Raw genomic sequence first — 23203 nt, forward strand, 5'->3', positions numbered from 1 at the left:
TGAGACATTCCATTAACAGTAAGTGATTAGACCTGAAGTAGAGTAAGTATATAAAAAGTGCTATTCCTCATCATTTTGAGGAGTAGCACTTTTGTTTATTTTGAGAAATTGAATCGGCTATGCATAGCCGTTCTTTTTGTTCTCAACATAGATGTAATAATAGCAAGCCAAATGCAAGAAATTGACTAATGACCATACAACAAGCCATATGATTGGAGACGACAGGGTAGTCCAGATGCCGAACCAAGGCAGCACACGTCCTCCGCCGATAAACGTCACGAGAGGGGATAGGGACAAGAGAACTAGTACCGGGATCAACCTTCCGACAGTAATTAGAATCAATTTGCTGAACGTTAGGCGTTTGTTCCTTCTACTGATGCGAAAATAGGCATGCACGCCCCATATAAGGGTAGCCAGGATCAGCGCAATCATGATTGTTTCCATATTTCTGCCGTTCAGAAAAGAGATTGTGGGCTTCTCACCCCTCATTATATTCGCGATTCCATCGATAAAAGCCGAGTAATTCACAAAAGCGCTTAATCCGGAATTAAACATCACCGCGATACCCATCTGATCGTCCAAATAAACTATTTCTTCCGACTTGTACGTCCAGAAAATGCCGCTATGGGAGATCGTTCGGCCGGCGGACTCGTCCTGGTCAGCAAGCCAGCCCATGCCGTACGGACCGATGTCTCCGGGTTTATGATACTGTTTCATCAACGCAGGGGAAAGCAAGCTGCCGTGATATTGGGCAAGCATCCATAGGGACATGTCCTCCGCAGTTGAAACAATGCCGGCGGGGCCATCAATGAACCAAAGCGGTTCCGATTGACCTATGGAACGTCCCAAACTCAAGTAATGTCCTAGCGGAATAGTTTTATTATCATGTATTTGCTGCGTCGTGGTGACGCTAAAGGTATGGTTCATTCCTAACGGTTCAAAAATATGTTTTTTCAGATAATCCGAAAAGAACTCACCGCTGACGCTCTCCACGAGGTTCGCCAGCAATACGTAATTGGGATTATGGTAGCTGTAGGCTGTTCCTGGGTTACGGGCAAGTTGAACCTTGTTTAATAAACGATTCGTCTCATTCAGCGATTGGAATTGCGGATTTCTCGTCATATCAGGATTTACTATGTCATTGAGACCACTGGTCTGATTCAATAAATGACGGATCGTGATGTCAAGAACACGGGGATCCTGAGGAGAAAGCTCTGGAAAATAGGAAGCGTAAGTCGCATCCAGATCAATCATGCCTTTTTCCGCCAGCTGCAGAACGGCCAATGCGGTAAAGGACTTACTTAACGAAGCAATAGGAAAAGGGGTGTCTCCCGTAACGCTTTGACCATCCGCGAATGTCCCGTAGCCTTTTGCGTAGAAGACCTCATCGTTATTGGCAATCGCCAGTGAAGCAGCTTTAATGTGATTGGCTTTCATGGTCCGATTCATATAATCGTCGATCTCCTGCAAGACTTCTGTCCTGTCTCTGGCTGCATTGGCGGATATGGGGGTTCCCCACATGGTAAATAACAACAATAAACAGTTGATGGTGATATACATTCTTTTTCTCAGTTTTAACATGATAACACTCCCTGAATTCAAGATAAGGAAATGCTATCAAATAATTTTCAACTATTTATCAACTTGGGTCCCAATACTTACCGTTACGCTTCCGCCGCCGTGAGGTCCGTTTGCGACCTGGAGACTTCCTTCGTGTTTTTCGCAAAACACCTTGCAAATGTAAAGACCCAACCCGCGATGTTCGGACGAATCCCACACTTCGCCACGGTAAAAAGGGAGTACAGCCTTAACCAGGGCTTCGTCCGAGAAACCAGGACCGTCGTCTGAAACGGTAATTTTCATCGTGTCTTCCTGAAGGTCATAACGAACGTTCACTTGACTGGATGCGTATCTCACCCCATTTGCGACCACATTTTCGAAAATCTGCATGACAAGATAGGGATCCACATGTATTGAGGCATTATCATATTTCAAAGAAGAGACGAAGCGTATACCGAACTGTCTTGCTATTTGTTCGCCGCTGCTGTCCAGTAAAGTCGTCAATGAGATCGTATCCATCGACTTGAAGTTCAACAGGACATCCTCCAGTCTCTGAATCGAGTTCATGGCCTCGGCATAGCTCTCCAGACGCAAGATGTGAAGGTTCATGGTATGGATCAGGTCCAACACCTTTTCTTCCGATAACTTCTTCTCGGGCAGATAAATGGCGAGAAACTCAGCGTTTCCTTTTAACACCGACAGGGGGGTTCTCAGATCATGGGCAAAAATCGCATTGAGCTGCTTCCGCTCCTCAACCGAACGCCAGAGCGTCTTTACGTTTTTCTCCAACTGTGAGCGCATGTTTTCAAATGCCGCGATCAACTCGCCCATCTCGTCCCGGCTGTCATAGGAGATTTTGAAGCTTAGATCGTTGGCCGAAATGCTTTCGGATGCTTGCTTTAATAGCTCCAGCGGACGTTTTAGTTTCCATCTGTAAAATAGAACTGCCATGGTGACAATCCCTGTTGCCACGGTTAGCAGCACAGCCGCGACAAGGGAGGGCAGCACCCAATCCGTTTCTCCAAAACGCAGCCGCAGGTTCTCTGCCCAGGAGAACTCCATGGTTATGACGACCAGCACAGCAATGAGCGTGACCACACACAACAGGATAAAAGATTGCAATAAGCTAAATCGCTTAAGCGGAAGCCTATTCATGAGCTTGGCCATTTGTATCCGACTCCCCAAACTGTTTCGATTCGGTTATCGCAGCTGTATTCCTTTAATTTGGAGCGAATACGCCGGATATGCTCCGCGATCACGCTGCTGTCGCCTTGATTGTCCATGCCCCAAATAGCTTGGTACATGCGTTCTTTTTCGAACACCATGCCGGGATGCGTAGACAGCAATTCGATAATGTCGAACTCTTTTTTGGCAAGAGGAATTCGCTTCTCCCGGTAGTAGAGTTCCCGGGCTGTATAGTCAATGACCAAGTCTTCGTTAAACCTTATCGAGGATTTGCTTTGGATTCGCTGTTCTCTGCGCATATGCGCTTCGACCCTGGCCCCCAGTTCGTGAATACTGAAAGGTTTCAGGATATAGTCATCGCCTCCGGCCCGAAATCCGGCTATTTTATCTGCATCTTCGATTCGAGCCGTTAAAAATAAGATCGGGCAAGAGACGAAGCCACGAATTTTCTCGCACAATTGAAGACCGTTCTGCTCAGGCATGTTGATATCTAGCAAAACGAGATCGGGTTGTTGTTCCACTTTCCGCAGCGCCTCCCGGCTGTCCTTGGCCGTCATGACGGAATATCCATTTATTTCAAAGTAATCAGTCAGCAACTTTCGAAGATCTGCTTCATCGTCCATGATCAGTATCTTAGGCATCAATGCTCCGTCTCCCATATCTAAATGTTTGAATTCAGCATAGCAAAAATCTTCAAGCAATGTAATCTCCATTGAAATTGGATTTTTCACCTGGAAATCAATAAGTATTCTAGGAATGAGATATTTGGAAAATTTTTTATTTGGTAAGTGTTCCAATCATATGGTATAACTCTTCTTTCTATAAAAAAGAAATACAATAGATTGATAAGGTACAACGTCTTGATGGAAAAGAAAAAGGTCCCATTAATAAATAACAAAATAGAATCTGCTAATACCCCATGTTAATGGTGAATTTTAACATGAGGTAGTTAGGCCAGCTATGAAATTTCAAAGAAGAGGTATAGATGATGAATACATTAACATGGCTTCAGAACTGGTATTATGAAAACTGTAATGGGGATTGGGAACATTCATATGGTGTGAAAATTGATACAGTAGATAATCCCGGTTGGTCTGTTGAAATCAACTTGACAGATACTAATTTAGAAAAAGTACCGTTTGAGTCAATTGAAGAAGAGAGAAATGATCAAGATTGGTTTTACTGTATTGTGAGGGATGGAGTATTTCATGGTGCAGGAGGAGCAATGAATCTAGAAGAGATACTAATTTACTTTGAAAATTGGGCTTCAAGCATAGAAAGATGATAAAAATGGTAAGACACCTGTTAGTCTGGAAAAAGCAGTCAATGCTAGGTTTGTAACGGGAGAATGGGACCCATATTAGAATGAGTTAATGTATAAATATTAGTTTATGTTTAATTTAACCTTGATGCTGTTTGATCAGTGGTTAAAGGTTAATGTGGTACGAAATGGATACGAAGTCCTGGGTCACAGAAACTAGTATTTATACAATCCATATTATAGAATATTAAATACAGGTAATTATTCCAGATATGGGTTTTAATATTCCTAAAATACTTTAAATTTTCTGTGAACAAGAGGTGGAGAACAGGTATGAAAAATAGAAACGTAACAGGTATTGTAGTGGCCATAATTTATTGTGTTGTCCTTTATGTTTTTTTAACTGATGCCCCCCCTGGTGAAGCTCCAAATAATCCGTTTTGGGTTTATTCATTGTTTCCACTTGGAGTTGTTGTAATTACGTCTCTTTTTGATTATGTAATCAAGTTCGATTTCTTCAGAAAAAAGAAGAGTAGTAGAAAAAAGTAAAGAATGAATGGTGTCGCGATACAAGCACTTTGTTCCATTTATAGTCGCTATTATAGCGGCTTTTTTTGTTTTAAGTAACCAAGTTCATGTCCCAAGCTAAGGATAAGAAATTGTATCAAGAACTTAAGCTGAGCCGTACCACAAGTGAGGCCAAAAAATTGGAGTTTTAATGTGGGCCACGCGGACTAAGGGTGCATCAGAAGAGCAAAATCAATAGTCCGGTGCGGAGTACTTCGTTACGTCTGGCTCGAATACCACTCCGTTGGACAAGTCCAGCTCCACATGGGTGGTGCCGCGAAAATCGGTCAGCACGAGTATGCGCGAGCCAACGACGGGAACGCGGTCGGCGCTGGTGCGCATGTGCGCTGAGACGACAATAGGAGTATCGTTGACGATATAGCTTACCTCGACCCTAAACATCGGGAAATGGAAGAGCCAGCGGTTAGTGAAGTTCACGGCAGTCAATGTCCCTGCGAATGACGAACTCTGCAAGCGGAGACGCTGGATGTCCGCCTGACGTCGCGCGGCGTGGGCGATTGAGCCGGGTAACTGAAGGAGCACGATAGCCGCTATAAGAGCGAAGCCAGCTCCGACCACGGCGCCGAGCTCTGGCGGGATTGTCGGCGACGTCGCTATGGATGCGAGGTCGAAAGGGCGTGATGGATTGCTTTTCAGCGTCCAGAGCAGTAGGACTCCCGCACCTGTAACTAGCCCTCCTGCGATCGCGAGTGTCGCGAAAAGGCCGGCGACCCTGGTGTCTTTATGGAGTATATTGTGTAAACAACTTATGCACACTTTTTTATTGTTATACAACATATGGATTTGGTTTGAATGACAGACTCATTCTTTAGAATAGGGCGTAATTCCTCTTGAATATAGGTTCTCCATTAACTTGAAAAATTCTTCTGACGATAAATCCTTTTGACGCTGGATCCAAAGACGAAATAAAGAAAGAGAAGTTGTCAGGTAAAACTCAATGAAGTATGGCGTTAAGGAATGGTTTTGCGGGACGTTTAATTCTAATTGATTCAAAGTAATTTCTTGTTTTAAGCGTTTTAAAAAGCGGGCACTTCCATAATCACCCAAAAGGGCATTGAGAACCAGGAGGTGTTCCCTGTTATCCAGACAATGGAGCGTATCTTGAACTGTATGCACTGATAGCTCTTTATTCGCCATTTCTTTCTTCATTTCATTGAATAAGTCATTTTCAACAGAGTCTAACAATTCGTAAATGTCAGTAAAGTATTGATAAAAGGTGCTGCGGTTATATCCTGACTTATTCGCAATTTCCTGAACCGAAATTTTCTCAATCGGCTTTTGGCTATATAACTCACAAAAAACTTCTACAAACTGTTGTCTTGTTTTCTCCGTTATTTGGGGTTGCTTTTTCATGTTTTCCTCCTACTAGCGAATAAGAATATCATCCGACAAATCATAAAAATCTGATGGTTGATCAAGGAATAATAAAGATTTACAATCACATCATACAACATGTTGTCGGATAATCAAAAAGTAAATGTTAAAAAGTAGGGGTGGCTTAAATGTCAGCAAAACAAGATAGAATATTAATTTTTGGTGCAGGTGTCATCGGGAGTATGTGCGCAATTAAGTTTATTGAAGCAGGGTTTGACGTTACCCTGTTTGCACATTCGAATAGATTTAAATCATTAAGAGAAAATGGCCTGCAATATAAAGAAAAAGGTACAGTTAGATCGGTACAAGTGAATGTCATTGATACGCTCGCAAATGACGATATATACGATTTTATTTTCGTTACCGTTCGTTATGATCGGTCCGAATCAGCGTTGTTAGCGCTAAAAGATAATCAAAGCAAAAATATAGTTACGATGACTAGTAATTCAATTGGATTTTCTTCGTGGCTGGATATCGTAGGGGATAGACTTTTACCCGCTTTTCCAGGCTTCGGCGGACAGATTAAAGATGGAGTATTGTATGCTCGATTTCTACCAAAGTTTATAGCGGCAACTGCATTTGGAGAAATTAATGGTGTAGTGACAGAACGCATAGAAAACCTCGCTAAATTATTTAAAACAGCAAAGCTTCCTTACGTTATTAAAAAGGATATGCAAGCGTATCTAATCACACATTCCGTATCAGACATTGCTATGTTAAGCTTTTTGCATTCTGAGAATAAGATCATTGACAAAAAAACAGCCAAAATCAGAAAGACGGCACGCCAAATAACAGTCACTTTAAAAGCGCATCTAAGGGCTATACAAAAAGCTGGCGTTTCAATTGATCCACCAATGCTGAGAATGGTGCTTAAATTTCCAAACTTATTTTTGGATCTTTTCTTTATGACATGGCTACGAACTAAAATGGTTAAGGATATGATGTTGCCGGATTATGCGAATAATGCTAACAATGAGATTGTGCAGCTAAGTAATGATTTATTGAAATTTTTAAGTCAAAATGATATCAAATCGGTAGTTCTTGACTAAACTAACGGGAAACCATAATTGAACAACAACAGCGGCAGTCTAAGACTTTATTTATCAAGTCTTGTTCTGCCGCTGCTTTATTTTGGACCCACTCTAAAACTTTATTTCCACAGTGTTGGAGGCAATCAATATAACGCTTATGCGACGCCAACTCGATCATATATAGAGCAATTTTTGCCCACATCTAGGGACACAGATCGAAATGATTTCATCCCTCTTTCGCTGTATATTATCCTTTAGGTTATAGACGTAAAGTAGATACGCTCCATCACCAGTAAGAGGTGGCTAAAGGAGTGTATCTAGCTCTTGTTAAAGTTTACTTGGATTCAATTCGACCAATTGGATCTGGATCTTCTGACAAAGTCTTTTGAACTGCCGACCAACTGTCATGTTCAATATCGAGCGCATGACAAAGATAAGCCCATGAGACCAGCTGAATTAAGGCGACATGTTCAGGATTTTCATCTGTTGTTTCCGTAACTTCATAACCTGGGATTCCGCCAAGTGAGTGTTATGCACCGAATAGGGTGAGCAGGCTCTCGGCCCCTGGGCTTAAGAAGTAGGGGTCGGACATCCATTCTGGGCCGCGGACGGTCAACTGATACTTTTGCAGGGTGTAGTCCTGATCCCCGACGATCACAAGCGTGGGCGTGGTCATGTGCGTGAAGCTCACGTTCAAGTGCGGCATATTCTCGGCCGCGAACGTCGTCAGGCTGTCGCCACCTTGTCCAGCGGTGGCGAACAGCACGCCCGCTTTGAGTCAGACAGGTCCACGTCCTTCTTAGTTTCTGGGTCGAGGACTCGCAATCCCAAGAGATTGCCCGCCGTTTGGCCACCGAAGGAATGTCCAGCTGCTGCTATTCGGCTTCGGTCAGTGCGTCCACTGAGACCTGGTACGGCAGATTCAATATGGTCTAAATTATCTAGGATTCGCTTCATGTCCTCGACACGGTAACGCCAAATCCGTGGTTTACGAGGATCGTCATGAGTAAGATCGATTTCTATGAGTATTCCACCTTCTTCACAGTCCTTTATAGTTAGGTATATTGCCTTTCTTATATCTTTTCATAATTAGTACGGAAGAACAGGGGATGATTATAATTAACTAAGGTAACTCTGTATTTGAAAAGGTGAATGGTGCGGGGGGCAAAAATAATTTTTAAAGTAGTTGACACTCGTCGCTACTCAGTGTTACGATGTACAGGTAATAAGTAATACTAAGTAGATTTCGGTTTCCAAAAATTATTGAGTAATAATTTCCCTCGGTACTATGTTGTACTGAATATAAGTGATACTAATTAGGGGAGGGACAAATTAGAGGAGGATCTGAACATGGAAAATTTAACTGAAATGCTGAAGGGATCGCTCGAAGGTTGCGTAATGGAAATTATCAGCCGCCATGAAACCTATGGCTATGAGATTACCCGCCGATTGAACGAGTTAGGGTTTTCCGAAGTCGTGGAAGGGACAGTCTACACTATCCTTGTGCGATTAGAAAAGAAAAAACTGGTGAATATCGAGAAGAAACCTTCAGATATGGGGCCGCCTCGCAAATTCTACACGCTTAATGAGGATGGTCGCCAAGAACTTGAACTGTTTTGGGAAAAATGGGGTTTTGTAACATCAAAAATCAACGTCTTGAAGTCAATCTAACATCATAAGATATTCCGCACCGATAGTTTTGGAGTGTCTTGTTGAGCTTTATAAAAAGGAGGAGAAAAATAATATGATGGAATTATTCAAAAAAATGATTGGTGATAAAAAAGAGTACAAAATGATGATGGCACGTGTGGAGTCACTGCCAGAGGACTATCAGTTCGTATATAAGAAAATTCAAAACTATATGTGGAATTTCGCGACGGGTAACGGGATGGATATGCTTCACATTCAGTATGAGTTAATCGAGTTGTTCGAAGCCGGTGCCGCGGAAGGCAGACAAGTGCTGGAAATAACCGGGGACGATGTGGCGTCTTTTGCCGACGAACTAGTCGCAAACGCTAAAACCTATGTCGCCAAGTATCGTGAAGATTTGAATCAGAGTATCAAGAACCGTTTGGAAAAAAAATAAATTCAATAGAGTATATTGACTGATTAGCTGGTACAAATGTAAATTGCCGCCTCGCTATTCAGTTAAATTTTTATCCGGTACTAAGTAATACATGATATCAGTCTGACTGAATAGTGGAAAAATTAATGTAGTCAATCTAGCTCTGCAAGGTGCTTGACCATAATTTTTGGTTTTCTCAAGCATCCTTGCTGCGCATTTTATAAGGAGGAAGAAGCATGATTGATGCAGCGATATCTGTAAAAGGGTTAAAAAAATCCTTTAATGACAAGGAAGTATTAAAGGGAGTGGATTTTGAAGTGAGGCGTGGCGAAATTTTCGCACTTCTGGGTGCCAATGGAGCCGGCAAGACAACGACAGTCAACATCCTCTCTACACTAATAAAGCCCGATGGCGGGGAAGTAGGGATTTGTGGCTTTGACGTCCAGCGTCAACCGGATCATGTGCGCCAGAACATTAGCTTGACAGGGCAGTTCGCAGCTTTAGATAGCATACTCACCGGACGTGAAAACCTGATGATGATCGCCAAGATACGGGGTGTCTCCAATCCAGCTCAAGTCGTCGACAATCTACTTGCAAGATTCAGCCTGACCGATGCGGCCAACCGTCGGGTAAACAAATATTCCGGCGGGATGAAACGCCGGCTTGACATTGCCATGAGTCTGATTGGGACACCAGCTGTCATTTTTCTCGATGAACCAACGACAGGGCTTGATCCCGAAGCGCGGATTGAAGTATGGAATACTGTCAAGGAGCTTGCCGGCGGCGGCACGACCATCTTGCTGACAACCCAGTACTTAGAGGAAGCAGAACAACTGGCCGACCGTATCGCTATCCTGCATGGCGGAATAATCATCACTACCGGTACCCTTACTGAACTCAAAGAGATGTTCCCGCCAGCGAAAGTGGAGTACATCAAGAAGCAGCCGACATTGGAGGAAATTTTCCTCGCAATCATCAATAAAAAGGAGGAGATGTAAATGAAAAACATAACAGGGGTGTTACTAGAACGTTTAATGCGAAACATCATGCGTAGTCCGGATACAATTATCACCGTTGCGCTTACGCCGATTATGATGATGCTTCTGTTTGTCTACGTATTTGGGGGCGCCATAGAGACTGGCGCTGACAATTACGTCAATTATTTATTGCCTGGAATCTTGTTGATGGCTATTGCATCCGGCGTCGCTTATACTTCCTTGCGGCTGTTTACGGATGTAAAGAGCGGATTGATGGCACGTTTCATCACCATGCCAATCAAACGCTCGTCGGTATTGTGGGCTCACGTGTTGACCTCGCTTATTTCTAATACACTTACTGTGGTGATAGTTATCCTTGTCGCGCTCTTGATGGGCTTCCGCTCCAGCGCTAGTATCCTGGATTGGCTCGCGGTAACTGGGATACTAGCGCTGTTTACGCTGGCCCTGACTTGGCTGGCGGTCATTCCCGGATTGACAGCAGGGTCTATGGAAGGGGCGACAGCCTATTCATATCCGCTGATTTTCCTGCCGTTTATCAGTTCGGCCTTTGTCCCCACTGAAACCATGCCTAAAATTGTCCGTGCGTTCGCTGAGAACCAACCGTTGACTTCAATCGTGAATGCGATTCGTGCCATCTTGTATGAAGGGTCTGTTGGTAATGATATCTGGATTGCACTTGCCTGGTGTGTCGGCATCATGTTCATCGCTTTCTTCTTCGCAAGTAAAGTATTTAAACGCCAATTAGGGTGAGTTGAACGAGAGAATGGATTAGGGTCACTCATAAACACACCAAGGTTGATACGACCCTGGTCAAGAGTACTTCACAAGTCAGAAGATCCATCAAATCTCATTGGCTACTCAAATTTGGGTCATTCTTGATTGAAGGTGAAGCCTCGAATCAGGGTTGTGGGAATAGGTTGTTTTAGGGATCCCAAGAAATCGCTCTTCATAAGACAATTTTGAAATACCATTCAAAGCCGCTAAACTTTTTCCGAAAGATGGGCCTACAATCGGAACTACAATTACTCGTACGGGTCCAAGCACATTTAATTTGGCCGCGATAGGGACGTATCTGGTTATGTTTCAGGGAAGTGTGAATGAAGCTGGGCAACCTATGCTAACACTCAATGGTGCTGACCTATCCAATTCAGTAGTGGGGCGAGCAACAGGCACAAGTCAGATGCCGGGAATGGCTATAGTACAAACGACTGTTGTTATTCAATACTCACCCCAGTCGGTAATTCCACTGGTTATCACACAATTAGCATAGTAATTATCGTTCGCATAGATAATTATATTTTTGCCACCTTTATAATGGTGGCTTTTCTTATGTAGATAATTACTATAGGACTCGCTAACGTTCTCCCCATTACCTAGGTTAAATAGTTTGAAAGCCTCGCTGTTCATTTACATATTCCCAGTGAAAGTCGCAATTTTAGCGGCTTATTCTATTTCAAGGTACCAAAAACTGTCTCCATACCGAGGGAAAGAACGCAAGTCAAAAGCCTAGAATATTAATTCATCATTGTAGATAATATTGTTTCAATCAAAACAATTTACAAAATATATATTGTTTAAATCTAATATTGATGATACTATAATTTTGTTTCGTACAAAACAATATATTATTTTTGTTTTGTGTAAAACAATGAAATAAGGAGGCGCGCATGATAATAAATCCGAGTACCGTCACACAAACAGTGGCAGATCTCATTTCGCAAATCGTCATTACCGCTTCTTCGTTATCTTTTCAGTCCAAGTAAGTCTTTGCTAAATTGGATGCAATTGCATCGATTTTCAACTAAGAGAGGAGAAATATGAAAATGAATTATGATGTGATTATTATCGGAGGGGGACCTGTCGGCATGATGTTGGCAGGAGAACTCGCTTTGGCGGACGTCAAGGTTTGTATTTTGGAGAAATTAGAAGATACCACCCCATACTCTAGAGCACTTAGTATCCATCCTCGTACAATAGAAATGCTGGACTTGCGCGGTTTAAAAGCGGAATTGTTGAAGATCGGGAAACCGTTGCCTACCGGGCATTTTGCAGGTTTGGAAACTCGGTTGGACTTTACGGTCATCGACTCTTCATCAAATTATTCATTGTTTATTGCCCAATCCGAAACCGAAAAGATACTGGAGCGCAGAGCCAGAGAGCTAGGTGCGGAAATACGGCGAGGAACGGAAGTTTCGTCTATCTCACCAAATTCAGAATATGTAGAAGTGGTAGCCACTGGAACTGAAGGCGAAATGACATTAACAGCAGCATATGTAGTTGGTGCAGATGGAGCCGGAAGCATTGTACGTAAACAGGCGAACATTCCCTTTAACGGAACGGATACAACACTTACTTCGGTCCAAGGCGATGTTGTGCTTAAACGCCCGCCTGCAACGAATGTCGTTTCCAGCTTTGACGAGAACGGAATGATCATGATCGTTCCTGTGTCTAAAGAGTTGCATCGTGTAGTTTTCATCGATCCGGATCGAAAATCTATTCCTAAGGACACACCGGTCACGCTGGAGGAACTACGCTCGGGAATGCTTCGCATGTTAGGGGACGACTATGGGATTTCAGATCCGTACTGGATGACTCGCTTTGGCAATGCTACCCGACAAGCTGACCGCTACAGGGAGGGAAGAATATTCCTTGCAGGGGATGCTGCTCATATTCATTTCCCTGCCGGAGGTCAAGGTATGAATGTGGGACTGCAAGAGGCCTTGAATCTCGGTTGGAAATTGGCTGCGGAAGTGAAAGGATGGGCACCAGAAGGATTGCTCGATAGTTACCATGAAGAGCGTTTTCCCATCAATTCAGCATTGCTTAGGAATACACGTGTACAAACGCTGCTATTTGGTAGCGATTTTTCATCGACTACGATCGATCTGCGGACAATGATTTCCAACCTATTGGAAATTCCGGAAGCAAACTACCGCTTAGCGAGTCAAATTGCAGCTGTGGATGTTGGCTATACAGTGCCAGATACTGTTTCTGAACATCCATTAAATGGTCGCAGACTTGCAGAGATCAAACTGCGTAAGGAAAACGGAGATATCTTCAGCAGTTACGAACTTTTCCGGGAAGGCAAATACATATTGCTAAATCTCGTTAATGATCAACTCGTGGAAGGCATCACTCGTCGTTTGCCCAATCAGCATTTCACATGTGTTAATGCGATATTGGCGGAACCAGCCCTGGACTGGAACAATGTGCACACAGCAATGATTCGTCCGGATGGATATATCGCATGGGCAATTTCCGATCAAGACAGTGAACTGGAACAATGCATAAAGAAAGGTATTAATAGCATCAGCAAAGGGTAATTTTTTTACTCTTATTGTTTTGTGAGAAACAAAAAATGTCCGGAAGCCTCTGAATCATCGCTTTCCGGGCATTTTTTCTATGTGAAGTGTTGATATGAGAAAAGTCCCGTTTTCTTACTTTACACTCGCAGTGTCAGCTACGTTTTGGGGCGCAAATTTCAATGCGGGGAAAATGCCCAAGTTGTTCAAAGGCTCGGATGCAACTAATCCCATTATTTCATGGATACTTTGGTCTACAAGTTTCCAAAAATAAGCGTATCAAATGTTTTTTGCGAAACAATTATGTATAATGAGGAGAGATATGCGAATAGAGGAGACCAAAGAAAATGCAGCCAATGGATCATTCTAAACAATGGATTTTTAAAAGCTTTATTCATCTTATGAGTCAACAGGACGTAAGGGAAAGCAAGTTATCCGTCAGAATGAGTGAGGAACTACATAAATTCGAAAAGGAATTTGGAGAAAAGGTGAATTTGACCTTGTCGGAGATTCACCTCATCGCATGTATCGGAGATTTCTCACCGATTAATGTCACCTCCATTTCAGAAAAAACGGGATTAACCAAAGGGTCCATCACAAGAATTAGCAAAAAACTTCTAAAACTGGCCTTGATTAAAAGACAGCAGATTAATGACAATAAAAAAGAAGTCTACTATAGTTTGACATCAAAAGGCCAAAAAGTTTATGTTATCCATCATCGAATCCATCAAGAAATTGAAGAACGATTCATTAAATTTCTAGATAAATATACAGCTGATGAACTTGTTTTTGCGAGCAAGTTCATCCAGGATTTAAAAGAGTGGGATTATTGAAAGATGTGCGCCTGAATTGTCGATAAAATAGATGCCCATAGAGCTGCTAAGTTAGCAGCTTTTTTGTTTTATCGGTACAAGTCCGTGTCCCATGTTATGGTAATATAGAGTTGGATTTATGAAATGTGTACAAGGGTCTGTAAGCGAGATAGCTAAAGAACAGTTCATCTTTCTAGCGTGTGTAATATGTTTTATCGTTAGAATGGAAGCATGTAAAAAGTACATATGGAGGTTATTAAGTTTGAAAACTCACTACTACTTCAGTTGGTTTAATGATTTTTTTCCAGAGAAGCTGGTCAAATTGTTGCAGGAGGATGTACAAGACAGAAAATCGCTTGTTATGATTAGCGCTGATCCGTCTGGTTATACAGGTGAGCAAATTAACTTTGATGATGTTTCAGAATGGAGATGGTTGAATCAGGCTAATATTATTTTGATGAATATCATTTCATTGATTACCGCATGCAGAAGGAAGATGCCCGGCGATTCATTCAAAACGCCTCTGTCATTTTTTTATGCGGTGGATATCCTGTTTTGCAGAACGATTTCTTGACGGAATATGAATTATCGGATGTTATTAAGAACAGCAATGCCGTTATAATGGGTGCCAGCGCCGGTGCGTTAAACATGGCTGCAAAATGGTTAAGCTTGAATAACACTGATGAAGTTGAAACAAGTGCTATTTATGATGGTATTGGCTTTGATCAATTTGCCTATGAATCACATTCTCAACGCGACTACGCCACATTTGTTCAAGGCTATATGTTCCCCTTGTCTGAAGAGATTGATGTTTATGCGGCAGAACAGGAGAGTGCTGTGCGTGTGAAGGACGGCAAAATAGAAATAATGGGTCCAGTATATTTAATTTCCCAATCAAAGATTCAGAAATTGGTTGAGACGCTCTAATCAGGGTGAGAGATGGAAAATCCACTTGCGTATCCAGTCACAATAGAGGGCAACCGTACCAGTTACAGTGGAATATGACGATGCAGTCAAAGGTGCCTTTGCTTAGTCTACAACTTTATTTTCCGAGGCTAATTTATTTTATTTGAACGCAAGGAAAAAATCCTTTTACAATCATTGTCAGTACGTTATAATACAATCACCAGGTGGATTACTCAACATAAAAAGTGGAATATTGTAATTATTTAGTGAGTTCCACCATGTAAATTAGATTGGATTCTCTCCCTTTCACAGTCATGGAGTCACCCTTGGCTCGTCATAGTCTTGAGCCGCTTATTACATAATAGATATCGGAGGAGGTGTGGTTATGGTCAAGAAGAAAATTTCCAAAGCCCTCAGCGCTGCTTTAGTCGTTTCTATGCTGGCTACTGGCGTGATCGTCGCTATCCAAGGTAATACAACGTTAGAGGTAGCGAAGTCAGCAGGGGATAAAAAGGTTGAAGTTATTAAATAAGTGAGACCTTACATGCAGAAGATAGGTGCGAAAGCCAACGGAATCAAAAGACTCAAAAGACTCAAAAGACTCCAACAGTGTTGGTAACTAAAGATGAAATGCTCTCTGCTAATTAGTATGAGATGAATAATATCACCATTATAATCAACACAGTCGCCATCTTTAATGGTGGCTTTTTTGTTTTGTAGAGCGGGGTGCGCCCTGGCAGGAAAAGAATATTTTTGGGAGACGCACTCTGAAAATTCAGTCTTTAGTATGAGGTGAACGATGTGGAAGTCCGTATAATTAGGAATTGAAAGGAGAGTCATATCTTACTCAAAATGGGAATCTTTTTGAACAAATTGGAGGTTGAAAAGATTGGATCGGCACGAAAAAACCATGAATGCACCAAGCCTGTTTCGCAATCGGTTCCTGCAGACGATTTTATTATCAAGCGTGCTCCTGCAGGTTGGCATTTGGGTACGTAATTTTGCTATTCTCTTGTACGTTGCGGAGAGAACAAACAATGATCCATATGCTATTTCGCTAATCAGCGTAGCCGAATTCGCACCAATTTTTGTTTTTTCGTTCATTGGAGGTACATTTGCTGACCGCTGGCGGCCGAAGCGAACGATGATCTGGTGCGATTTATTATCCGCGGTATCGGTATTCGTAGTACTTCTGACCATACATTTCGGTTCTTGGCACTCCGTTTACCTTGTCGCATTCATCTCAGCTATTCTTTCGCAGTTCTCTCAACCTTCGAGCATGCGTTTGTTCAAGTATCATGTGCCCGAAGAACAGCTCCAGCAAGGGATGGCTCTATTCCAATCACTGATGGCCATCTTCATGGTGCTTGGTCCTATGCTCGGCACCTTCGTTTACAGCACATTTGGCCTTGAAATATCGATCGCTGTCATGGGCCTGGTATTTCTGCTCTCTGCACTCGTTCTTATTCGTCTGCCAGAAGATCATATGCAATCTCAAACCGCCGCTGTAAAAGGGCAGTTCCGTAAAGAATTCATTGAAGGCTTCCGCTATGTTTGGCAAAGCCAAGTACTGCGGATGCTCGGACTGGCATTTATTCTCGCGGGACTGGCTGTTGGCGTAGCCCAAGCGCTCAACCTGTTTATCGTAACGGAGCGGCTGGGCAGAAGCAAGGAATTCCTGCAGTATCTGCTAATGGTTAATGGTGCAGCTATGCTGATTGGTGGCGGAATCGTGGCCGCTTTCGCCAAGCGGGTTCCGCCGCAGATTCTTCTCGCAATAGGTATGATCGCAGGCGCAGTCTGCACAGCCATTGTAGGGTATTCGACAAGCGTTCCACTCACCCTGACCGTTCAATTTCTGAATGGACTTGTTTTCCCGTGCATTCATATTGGGATCAGCACAATGATTCTGAAATGGTCAGAGGCTTCGATTGTCGGCCGGGTGAATGGGGTTCTGAATCCGATGTTCGTTGGCATGATGGTCGTTTCCATGTCTTTCGCTGGCGCATTAAAGGGTGCCTTTTCGCTGGGTACAATCTATAGTGGTGCAGGATTATTATTTCTTCTTGGCGCACTGGTCATGGTTCCGATCATGAACCAAAAAGCGCCTGATAATACACATATTGCACAAGAGACATAATTCGCGATATCTATAAAATTTTAATGAGAAGAGTCGGTCATGAAGAAGTGATCGGTTCTTCTTCATTTCCTGGGAGTAAACCCGCCAGAATCATAGTGATAAAAAAATTGAAGATGATTGTTTTGCTGGAAATGGGCCGCTATTATAGCGGCTTTTTTTTGTTTTAAGGAACTAAGTTCGTGCCAAGATTATGACAGTTCAAGGAGAATACCTTTGAAGCGCAGGGTATTGTGCCAGGATATCAACAATTATTTTCATGCGCATTACCGGGAGGGAGAAAACCTGAACTTTTCTCGGAAAGAGCTATAATTCGAATATAGTTTCCAGGTAGTGTTAAATTTATAATTAAATTATCCCAATGAAAGGGTTTTCATAAATACGAGATTGAAACTTTGGAGGTGCTTTATGGGGGGCAATAAAAAGAATTTTTTCCGTATGGGGGCAACATTGTTGTTGTCGCTGAGCGTTGTGCTGGCTGGTTGCTCAGGCAGTGCAGGTGACTCCGGAAGCGGAGAAGAGAACAGTGCAGGAAGTGAAGTGGGGGCTGACAATCCGATAGAAATCTCGGTGTTTCTGAATGAGGCCGGACAGCAGCCAACCGCTGATAACAAGATTTACAAAAAAATCAAGGAAGAGCTCGGCGTTACATTTAAATTCGAATTTCTGGCTGGTGACAAGAACCAAAAGCTCGGCGTCATGATCGCCGGTGGAGATTATCCGGATCTGATCTCAGCCGATACCAAACTTACGGCAGCCGGTTCAGTCATTCCGCTTGAAGATCTGATTGAAGAACACGCGCCTAATTTGAAGAAGCATTACGAGAAGTACTGGAATCAAATGAAGGACCCGAATGATGGACACATTTACTACCTGCCAAACTACGGTGCATACAACGGAGAAGTGGCGGATACCTACTACAGCGGACCTGCCTTTTGGATCCAAAAAGCCGTGTTGAAAGAGTTCGGTTATCCGACACCGAAGACACTGGACGAATACTTTGACTTGATCGCGAAATACAAGGAAAAGTATCCAACCATTGACGGCAAACCGACAGTCGGTTTCGAGGTATTGAACTATGATTGGAAAAACTGGGGCTTGCTGAATCCGCCGCAGCATTTGATCGGTCATCCGAATGATGGCGGTGTGGTCGTCAACGACGGCCAGGCAGAGATCTTTGCGGACAAGGATTATGCCAAGACGTACTATCAGAAACTAAATGAAATCAATGCACAAGGCTTGCTGGATAAGGAAGCGTTTGCACAAAACTACGACCAATATATGGCCAAATTGTCCAGTGGGGCAGTACTCGGCATGTTCGACCAACACTGGAATTTCGGCAGCGCGGAAGATTCGCTCATAACGCAGGACAAAATTGAACGCACCTATGTGGGGTTCCCGCTCGTGTATGACAGCAGCACCAAAGACTATTATCGTGATCGCGCAGCGCTTAACCTGAACAATGGCTTTGGTATTACCGTGAGTGCCAAAGACCCTGTGAAAATCATTAAAGCACTTGACAAGCTCATGGAAGAAGATTGGCAAAAGACACTCACTTGGGGCATTCAGGATGAAGACTATTACGTCAATGACGAAGGCCGTTTCATGAAAACCCAAGAGCAGCGCGACAATGCCGCAGATGCGGCCTGGAAACTGGCCAACAAAGCGGATGCATTTTATGGAACTGCGCCGAAAGTTGAAGGCTACTTTAGTGATGGCAACGCAACTTCGGCAAGCAATCAGCCGGAAGAATATCAAGCCAGCTTGAAACCGTTTGATAAGGAAGTTTTGGGCGCTTATGGTTTCAACAGCTATGTCGATTTCTTCAGTGCTCCACCAGAGAATCCGGTGACTTACCCTGCTTGGTCTGTCGATCTGGTTGAGGGATCTCCAGCGAAGATTGCCAATACGAAGTTGAACGAATTGTCGACCAAATATTTGCCAAAAGCAATCTTGAGCGGTACATCAGAGTTTGACAATGTTTGGAATGAATACGTTTCCGATATTAAAAAGCTGGACATCAAAACGTATGAAGATCGTATCAATGAAGTGTTGAAGTGGAGAATCGATAACTGGTCTGTGAAATAAAAGACTTAACGTCAGGAAGGAAGATAACCTTTCTTCCTGATTCTTTTGAAAAAATTGTTTGTAGGGCCTGGTCTTTCATCGTGGAAGATACGTCGCTTTCGATGTTTTGCTTTGATTTTAAAGATGGATAGGGAGCCTGATATTATGGAGGAAATTGTAGTGGGTACCAAGCCGCTCCGCCCGAAGAAAAAACCAAAAATGAAGCGGATTACCTGGCAAAATATCAAAGCACAGAGACAGCTCATTTGGATGTCTGTTCCTCTGCTTGCGTACATTATCATCTTTGCTTATGTACCTGTCTGGGGCTGGACGATGGCCTTTCAGGATTACAAACCGGCCAGAAGTTTCTCGCAGCAAACGTGGGTAGGGTTTAAGCATTTTCAATTTTTGTTTACCGATGACAATTTCTTGCGCGTGCTCCGCAATACGCTGGCCATGAGTATCATCAACATGATTTTGGGTTTCGTTACCGCTATTGTTTTGGCATTGTTACTCAATGAGATCAAGAAGGTCATGTGGAAGCGGACAGTACAAACCATCTCTTATCTTCCTCACTTCTTATCATGGATTATCGTGACCGGCATCGTAGCGACATCGCTTGCTTCTGACGGCATTATCAACGATATCCTCATGAGACTGCACCTCATCAACGAGCCGATCTTGTGGCTGACGGAAGGAAAGTATTTCTGGGGCGTTGTGGCAAGTTCTCATATTTGGAAAGAAGTCGGGTGGAGCACCATTATTTATTTGGCGGCCATGGCCTCGATTGATCCGGCACAGTATGAAGCTGCCGATATTGATGGCGCCAATCGATATCAAAAAATGTGGAATGTCACCTTGCCGGGAATCAAGCCTACCATTGTCATCCTGTTGATTATGTCGATTGGACATATTCTGGAAGCCGGCTTCGAGGTTCAGTATTTGCTGGGTAATGGATTGGTTGTTGACTGGGCGGAAACGATTGATATCTTCGTGCTCAAATACGGGATTGCACAGGGCAACTATTCGCTCGCAACTGCAGGCGGAATATTTAAGACCGTGGTCAGCATTACGATGTTACTTGTAGCGAATTGGACCGCCAAGCGGCTTGGGGAAGAGAGGCTGTTATAATGACGAAAAAAACACCATTGTCTGGTTTAGGAAATACAGCGGCGCTTTCCGTTCGCCGCCCGGGTGGCAGAGGCATGGAACCGTTTCTGTTTAACACCTTTAATACCATCTTCATGGTGCTGCTGGTGATTGTGACGTTATATCCATTTTTGAACACGATTGTGGTTTCATTTAATGCAGGGAATGACACCATTCGAGGAGGCTTATATTTGTGGCCCCGCGATTTCACCCTGCAGAATTACAAAGCCGTATTTGCATCAGGCACCATTTATAATGCATTTTTGATTTCCGTTGCACGTACAGTACTATCCACCGTTCTGAACATTTTCTTGACCACCATGTTGGCTTACACACTGAGTCGGCGCGATTATATTTTCCGCAAGCTGATTACGACCATTTTTGTGCTGACGATGTATTTCAATGCCGGGCTAATTCCGGGGTACTTCCTGATGAAGGATCTGCATTTGATTAACTCCTTCTGGGTGTATGTTTTACCATCGCTGATTAGTGCGTTTAACCTGATCGTTATTCGTACCTATATTTACACGATCCCTGAAAGCTTGATTGAATCAGCCAAAATTGATGGAGCAGGCGACTTCAGAATTTTCTGGAGAATTATTTTTCCACTGTGCAAACCTGTGCTAGCGACCATTGCGCTCTTTGTCGCAGTCGGCGCGTGGAATTCCTGGTTCGATGCTTTTCTGTACACGTCATCACGTCAAGAGCTCAGTACACTGCAATACGAACTGATGAAGCTGTTGTCTTCCAGTATGAACGCCAACAGTAATCCTTCCGTTGCCAACGGCGTGGGAGTGGAGCATACCACACAGGTAACGCCCATTTCGATTCGTGCTGCAGTTACGATTGTCGCTTCTGTTCCGATCTTGTTGGTGTATCCGTTTATGCAAAAATACTTTGTCGTTGGACTAAATGTAGGGAGTGTGAAGGAATAGATGAAGCAACTCCAAGCTAATACCCTCTGTTATGCCAACCGGATCCTTCCCGGATTCTATCCGGATCCCAGCATTGTGAAGGCGGAAGAATATTTTTACCTCATTTGCAGCTCGTTTGAATATTTTCCCGGCGTGCCGATCTTTCGGAGTCCGGATCTCATTCAATGGGAGCAGATCGGCAACGTACTGGACCGAATCAGCCAGCTGGATTTGACCGGTCAGAAGAGCTCAGACGGCATTTATGCTCCGACACTGCGTTGCCATGAAGGTATATTTTATATGATTACGACAGATGTAAGGGGCATCGGGAACTTCTTTGTTACGGCAACCAACCCTGCCGGACCATGGTCCGATCCAATTCGTATTCCCTACGGGGGCATTGACCCCTCGCTGTTTTTTGACGACGATGGCAAAGTGTACGTGACCGCCCAACAAGGTGCCGATTACGATTCTCATGCCATCCAGTATGAGATCGACATCGCTACAGGTGAGGCGCTCTCTGAACCACAAGTTGTCTGGCATGGAGATGGAGGGCCTTGGACCGAAGGGCCACATCTGTACAAAATCAATGGTCTGTATTACATGATGTCTGCTTCTGGTGGGACGGCCAAGGAGCATCGTGAGATCATCGGCCGAAGCGATCGACCTTATGGTCCGTTTGAACGCTATCCTGAGCCGATCCTGACCCATCGCCATCTGGACCATCCGATCCAGTATTTGGGTCATGCCGATCTGGTGGAGGATCACCACGGAGACTGGTGGGCCGTATTCCTTGGCGTGCGTTTGACAGAGGACGGATATAGTGTGCTTGGACGTGAAACGTTCCTCGCCCCGGTCGTTTGGAACGAGGGCTGGCCGCACATGGATAACAATGAAGGAATAGTGAGTCTGGACATGAAGGTCCAGCGATTGCCAATGACAGCACCTTCTATATTGGATGGTCATGCAGCAGTCGTTGTAGGGCGAGAAAACTTCAATGAAGAACTTGGGCCGCAGTGGATGTTCGTTCGCAATCCGTCAGAAGGAGCATGCTCCGTTACGGAAAAACCAGGTTTTCTGACCCTATATGGACAGGAAGCAAGTCTCGGCGACGTTGGTCAGATTACGTTTGTTGGCCGGAGGCAGCAGCATGTTGAAGCATGCTATACAACTAGCATGGTATTCGTTCCGGCTGCTGATGGAGAAGAGGCCGGAATGTGTATCCGCCGGGATGAAGATGCACACTATGAGATTGGCATAAGACGGTTGAACGGACGAAACATACTCTTTGCTCGGTTGACGGTGCGCGGAGAGTCGGAAATCGTGTATGCGGGCGAGACTGAAGCGGAGCAGCTGTTTCTCCGGATCGAATCGACGGAGAAGGAATATAGGCTGACTTGTTCCGAGGACGGACAGAACTGGACAGCCTTGGGTTCAGGCTCGGCACGTGCTATATCACCGGAGGACTTTGTGCACAAAATGTGCTTTACCGGAGCGGTGGTCGGACTATACGCTACTGGCAATGGTAAGGCAAGTAGCACACCTGCCCATTTTGATTGGTTCGAGTATGAGATCTAGCCAACGAGGCACCATTCAAGGCGTCATCTAAGGACACTTTTCACATCGCTGCAGCGGTGAATCTAAGTACATTCGAAAGCTAGCGCTCGTGGTTGGCATATCTCTTCAACAATATCTATGCATTGTCATTTTATAATAACCTTCTTGCCACTATCACTTTGGCATGGAGGTTATTGTGTATTGCAACATATATTTGAAGCTTTTATAAAGGAAGAAAGCGGTTTATTTATCCTGTCGCTTACCTATTAAAACATGTAAAATGAGGGTGACTGATCA

Annotated in this window: 22 protein-coding genes and 1 pseudogene; 18 read left to right on the plus strand and 5 right to left on the minus strand. The window is 43.8% G+C overall.

All coding sequences use genetic code 11. The features are described from left to right. Positions 1-117 precede the first annotated feature (117 nt). The 3 genes from ACR1R9_RS10385 to ACR1R9_RS10395 are packed head-to-tail and all read right to left on the minus strand — an operon-like array spanning position 118 to position 3386. Entirely contained in the window at positions 118-1581 is a 1464-nt protein-coding gene (locus ACR1R9_RS10385) for a serine hydrolase domain-containing protein (protein ID WP_433921134.1), read from the minus strand. 51 nt (positions 1582-1632) lie between these two features. Then, positions 1633-2727: a HAMP domain-containing sensor histidine kinase gene (locus ACR1R9_RS10390; RefSeq protein ID WP_433921133.1), complete on the minus strand. Its 1095-nt coding sequence runs from the start codon at positions 2725-2727 to the stop codon at positions 1633-1635. Next, positions 2712-3386: a response regulator transcription factor gene (locus ACR1R9_RS10395; RefSeq protein ID WP_433921132.1), complete on the minus strand. Its 675-nt coding sequence runs from the start codon at positions 3384-3386 to the stop codon at positions 2712-2714. Before ACR1R9_RS10395 ends, ACR1R9_RS10390 begins: the two co-directional genes overlap by 16 nt. 344 nt (positions 3387-3730) lie before the next feature. Here ACR1R9_RS10395 and ACR1R9_RS10400 point away from each other — a divergent pair, with 344 nt between their 5' ends. Next, positions 3731-4030: an immunity 53 family protein gene (locus ACR1R9_RS10400; protein ID WP_433921131.1), complete on the plus strand. Its 300-nt coding sequence runs from the start codon at positions 3731-3733 to the stop codon at positions 4028-4030. A gap of 309 nt (positions 4031-4339) precedes the next feature. Next, a complete protein-coding gene (locus ACR1R9_RS10405) occupies positions 4340-4555 on the plus strand; it encodes a hypothetical protein (RefSeq protein ID WP_076291310.1) in 216 nt (71 codons plus the stop codon). An 840-nt stretch (positions 4556-5395) separates the two neighbouring features. Here the strand turns inward: ACR1R9_RS10405 and ACR1R9_RS10410 are convergent. Then, positions 5396-5947 carry a TetR/AcrR family transcriptional regulator gene (locus ACR1R9_RS10410; RefSeq protein ID WP_076291308.1) on the minus strand — a complete coding sequence of 184 codons (552 nt, stop codon included), beginning with the start codon at positions 5945-5947 and terminating at the stop codon, positions 5396-5398. Between the two features lie 149 nt (positions 5948-6096). Between ACR1R9_RS10410 and ACR1R9_RS10415 the strand changes: the two genes are divergently transcribed. Both ACR1R9_RS10415 and ACR1R9_RS10420 read left to right on the plus strand, forming a co-directional pair. Continuing rightward, positions 6097-7017 carry a ketopantoate reductase family protein gene (locus tag ACR1R9_RS10415; RefSeq protein ID WP_433921129.1) on the plus strand — a complete coding sequence of 307 codons (921 nt, stop codon included), beginning with the start codon at positions 6097-6099 and terminating at the stop codon, positions 7015-7017. Positions 7018-7323: 306 nt separating this feature from the next. Continuing rightward, positions 7324-7497, plus strand: coding sequence for a hypothetical protein (locus tag ACR1R9_RS10420; RefSeq protein ID WP_433921128.1), 174 nt, complete (start codon positions 7324-7326; stop codon positions 7495-7497). A gap of 31 nt (positions 7498-7528) precedes the next feature. Here the strand turns inward: ACR1R9_RS10420 and ACR1R9_RS10425 are convergent, their stop codons facing one another. Continuing rightward, entirely contained in the window at positions 7529-7765 is a 237-nt protein-coding gene (locus ACR1R9_RS10425) for a hypothetical protein (protein WP_433921127.1), read from the minus strand. A 584-nt stretch (positions 7766-8349) separates the two neighbouring features. On the opposite strand from ACR1R9_RS10425, the gene ACR1R9_RS10430 reads away from it, so the two are divergent. From ACR1R9_RS10430 to ACR1R9_RS10495, 14 genes and pseudogenes are all read left to right on the plus strand, one after another. Next, complete coding sequence (locus ACR1R9_RS10430) at positions 8350-8670, plus strand: PadR family transcriptional regulator (RefSeq protein ID WP_433921126.1); 321 nt, start codon at positions 8350-8352, stop codon at positions 8668-8670. A gap of 73 nt (positions 8671-8743) precedes the next feature. Then, positions 8744-9085, plus strand: a complete 342-nt coding sequence (locus tag ACR1R9_RS10435; protein ID WP_099859128.1) for a DUF1048 domain-containing protein — start codon at positions 8744-8746, stop codon at positions 9083-9085. Positions 9086-9300: 215 nt separating this feature from the next. Further along, positions 9301-10062, plus strand: a complete 762-nt coding sequence (locus ACR1R9_RS10440) for an ABC transporter ATP-binding protein (protein ID WP_433921125.1) — start codon at positions 9301-9303, stop codon at positions 10060-10062. Then, entirely contained in the window at positions 10063-10812 is a 750-nt protein-coding gene (locus ACR1R9_RS10445; protein WP_433921124.1) for an ABC transporter permease, read from the plus strand. It abuts the gene before it with no gap. A gap of 328 nt (positions 10813-11140) precedes the next feature. Beyond that, positions 11141-11332, plus strand: a complete 192-nt coding sequence (locus tag ACR1R9_RS10450; protein ID WP_217504573.1) for a hypothetical protein — start codon at positions 11141-11143, stop codon at positions 11330-11332. Positions 11333-11885: 553 nt separating this feature from the next. Further along, positions 11886-13385 (plus strand): monooxygenase, encoded by a 1500-nt coding sequence (locus tag ACR1R9_RS10455; RefSeq protein ID WP_099859428.1) that lies wholly within the window; start codon positions 11886-11888, stop codon positions 13383-13385. Positions 13386-13711: 326 nt separating this feature from the next. Next, the gene (locus tag ACR1R9_RS10460; protein WP_433921123.1) at positions 13712-14197 is read left to right on the plus strand and encodes a MarR family transcriptional regulator; all 486 of its coding nucleotides are present in this window, start codon (positions 13712-13714) and stop codon (positions 14195-14197) included. Positions 14198-14438: 241 nt separating this feature from the next. Further along, positions 14439-15103: pseudogene (locus ACR1R9_RS10465) on the plus strand (Type 1 glutamine amidotransferase-like domain-containing protein). A 364-nt stretch (positions 15104-15467) separates the two neighbouring features. Then, entirely contained in the window at positions 15468-15614 is a 147-nt protein-coding gene (locus ACR1R9_RS10470; RefSeq protein WP_175380615.1) for a hypothetical protein, read from the plus strand. Between the two features lie 378 nt (positions 15615-15992). Continuing rightward, positions 15993-17222 carry an MFS transporter gene (locus ACR1R9_RS10475; protein ID WP_099859431.1) on the plus strand — a complete coding sequence of 410 codons (1230 nt, stop codon included), beginning with the start codon at positions 15993-15995 and terminating at the stop codon, positions 17220-17222. A 405-nt stretch (positions 17223-17627) separates the two neighbouring features. Further along, positions 17628-19307: a sugar ABC transporter substrate-binding protein gene (locus tag ACR1R9_RS10480; RefSeq protein ID WP_310853186.1), complete on the plus strand. Its 1680-nt coding sequence runs from the start codon at positions 17628-17630 to the stop codon at positions 19305-19307. Positions 19308-19451: 144 nt separating this feature from the next. Further along, the gene (locus ACR1R9_RS10485) at positions 19452-20417 is read left to right on the plus strand and encodes an ABC transporter permease (RefSeq protein WP_076288857.1); all 966 of its coding nucleotides are present in this window, start codon (positions 19452-19454) and stop codon (positions 20415-20417) included. Positions 20418-20491: 74 nt separating this feature from the next. After that, positions 20492-21370, plus strand: coding sequence for a carbohydrate ABC transporter permease (locus tag ACR1R9_RS10490; RefSeq protein WP_433923736.1), 879 nt, complete (start codon positions 20492-20494; stop codon positions 21368-21370). After that, positions 21371-22927 (plus strand): glycoside hydrolase family 43 protein, encoded by a 1557-nt coding sequence (locus ACR1R9_RS10495; RefSeq protein ID WP_433921122.1) that lies wholly within the window; start codon positions 21371-21373, stop codon positions 22925-22927. Positions 22928-23203: the final 276 nt, after the last annotated feature.

The sequence above is a fragment of the Paenibacillus taichungensis genome (assembly GCF_050994985.1).
In the GTDB taxonomy this organism is placed as follows: Bacteria; Bacillota; Bacilli; order Paenibacillales; family Paenibacillaceae; genus Paenibacillus; species Paenibacillus taichungensis.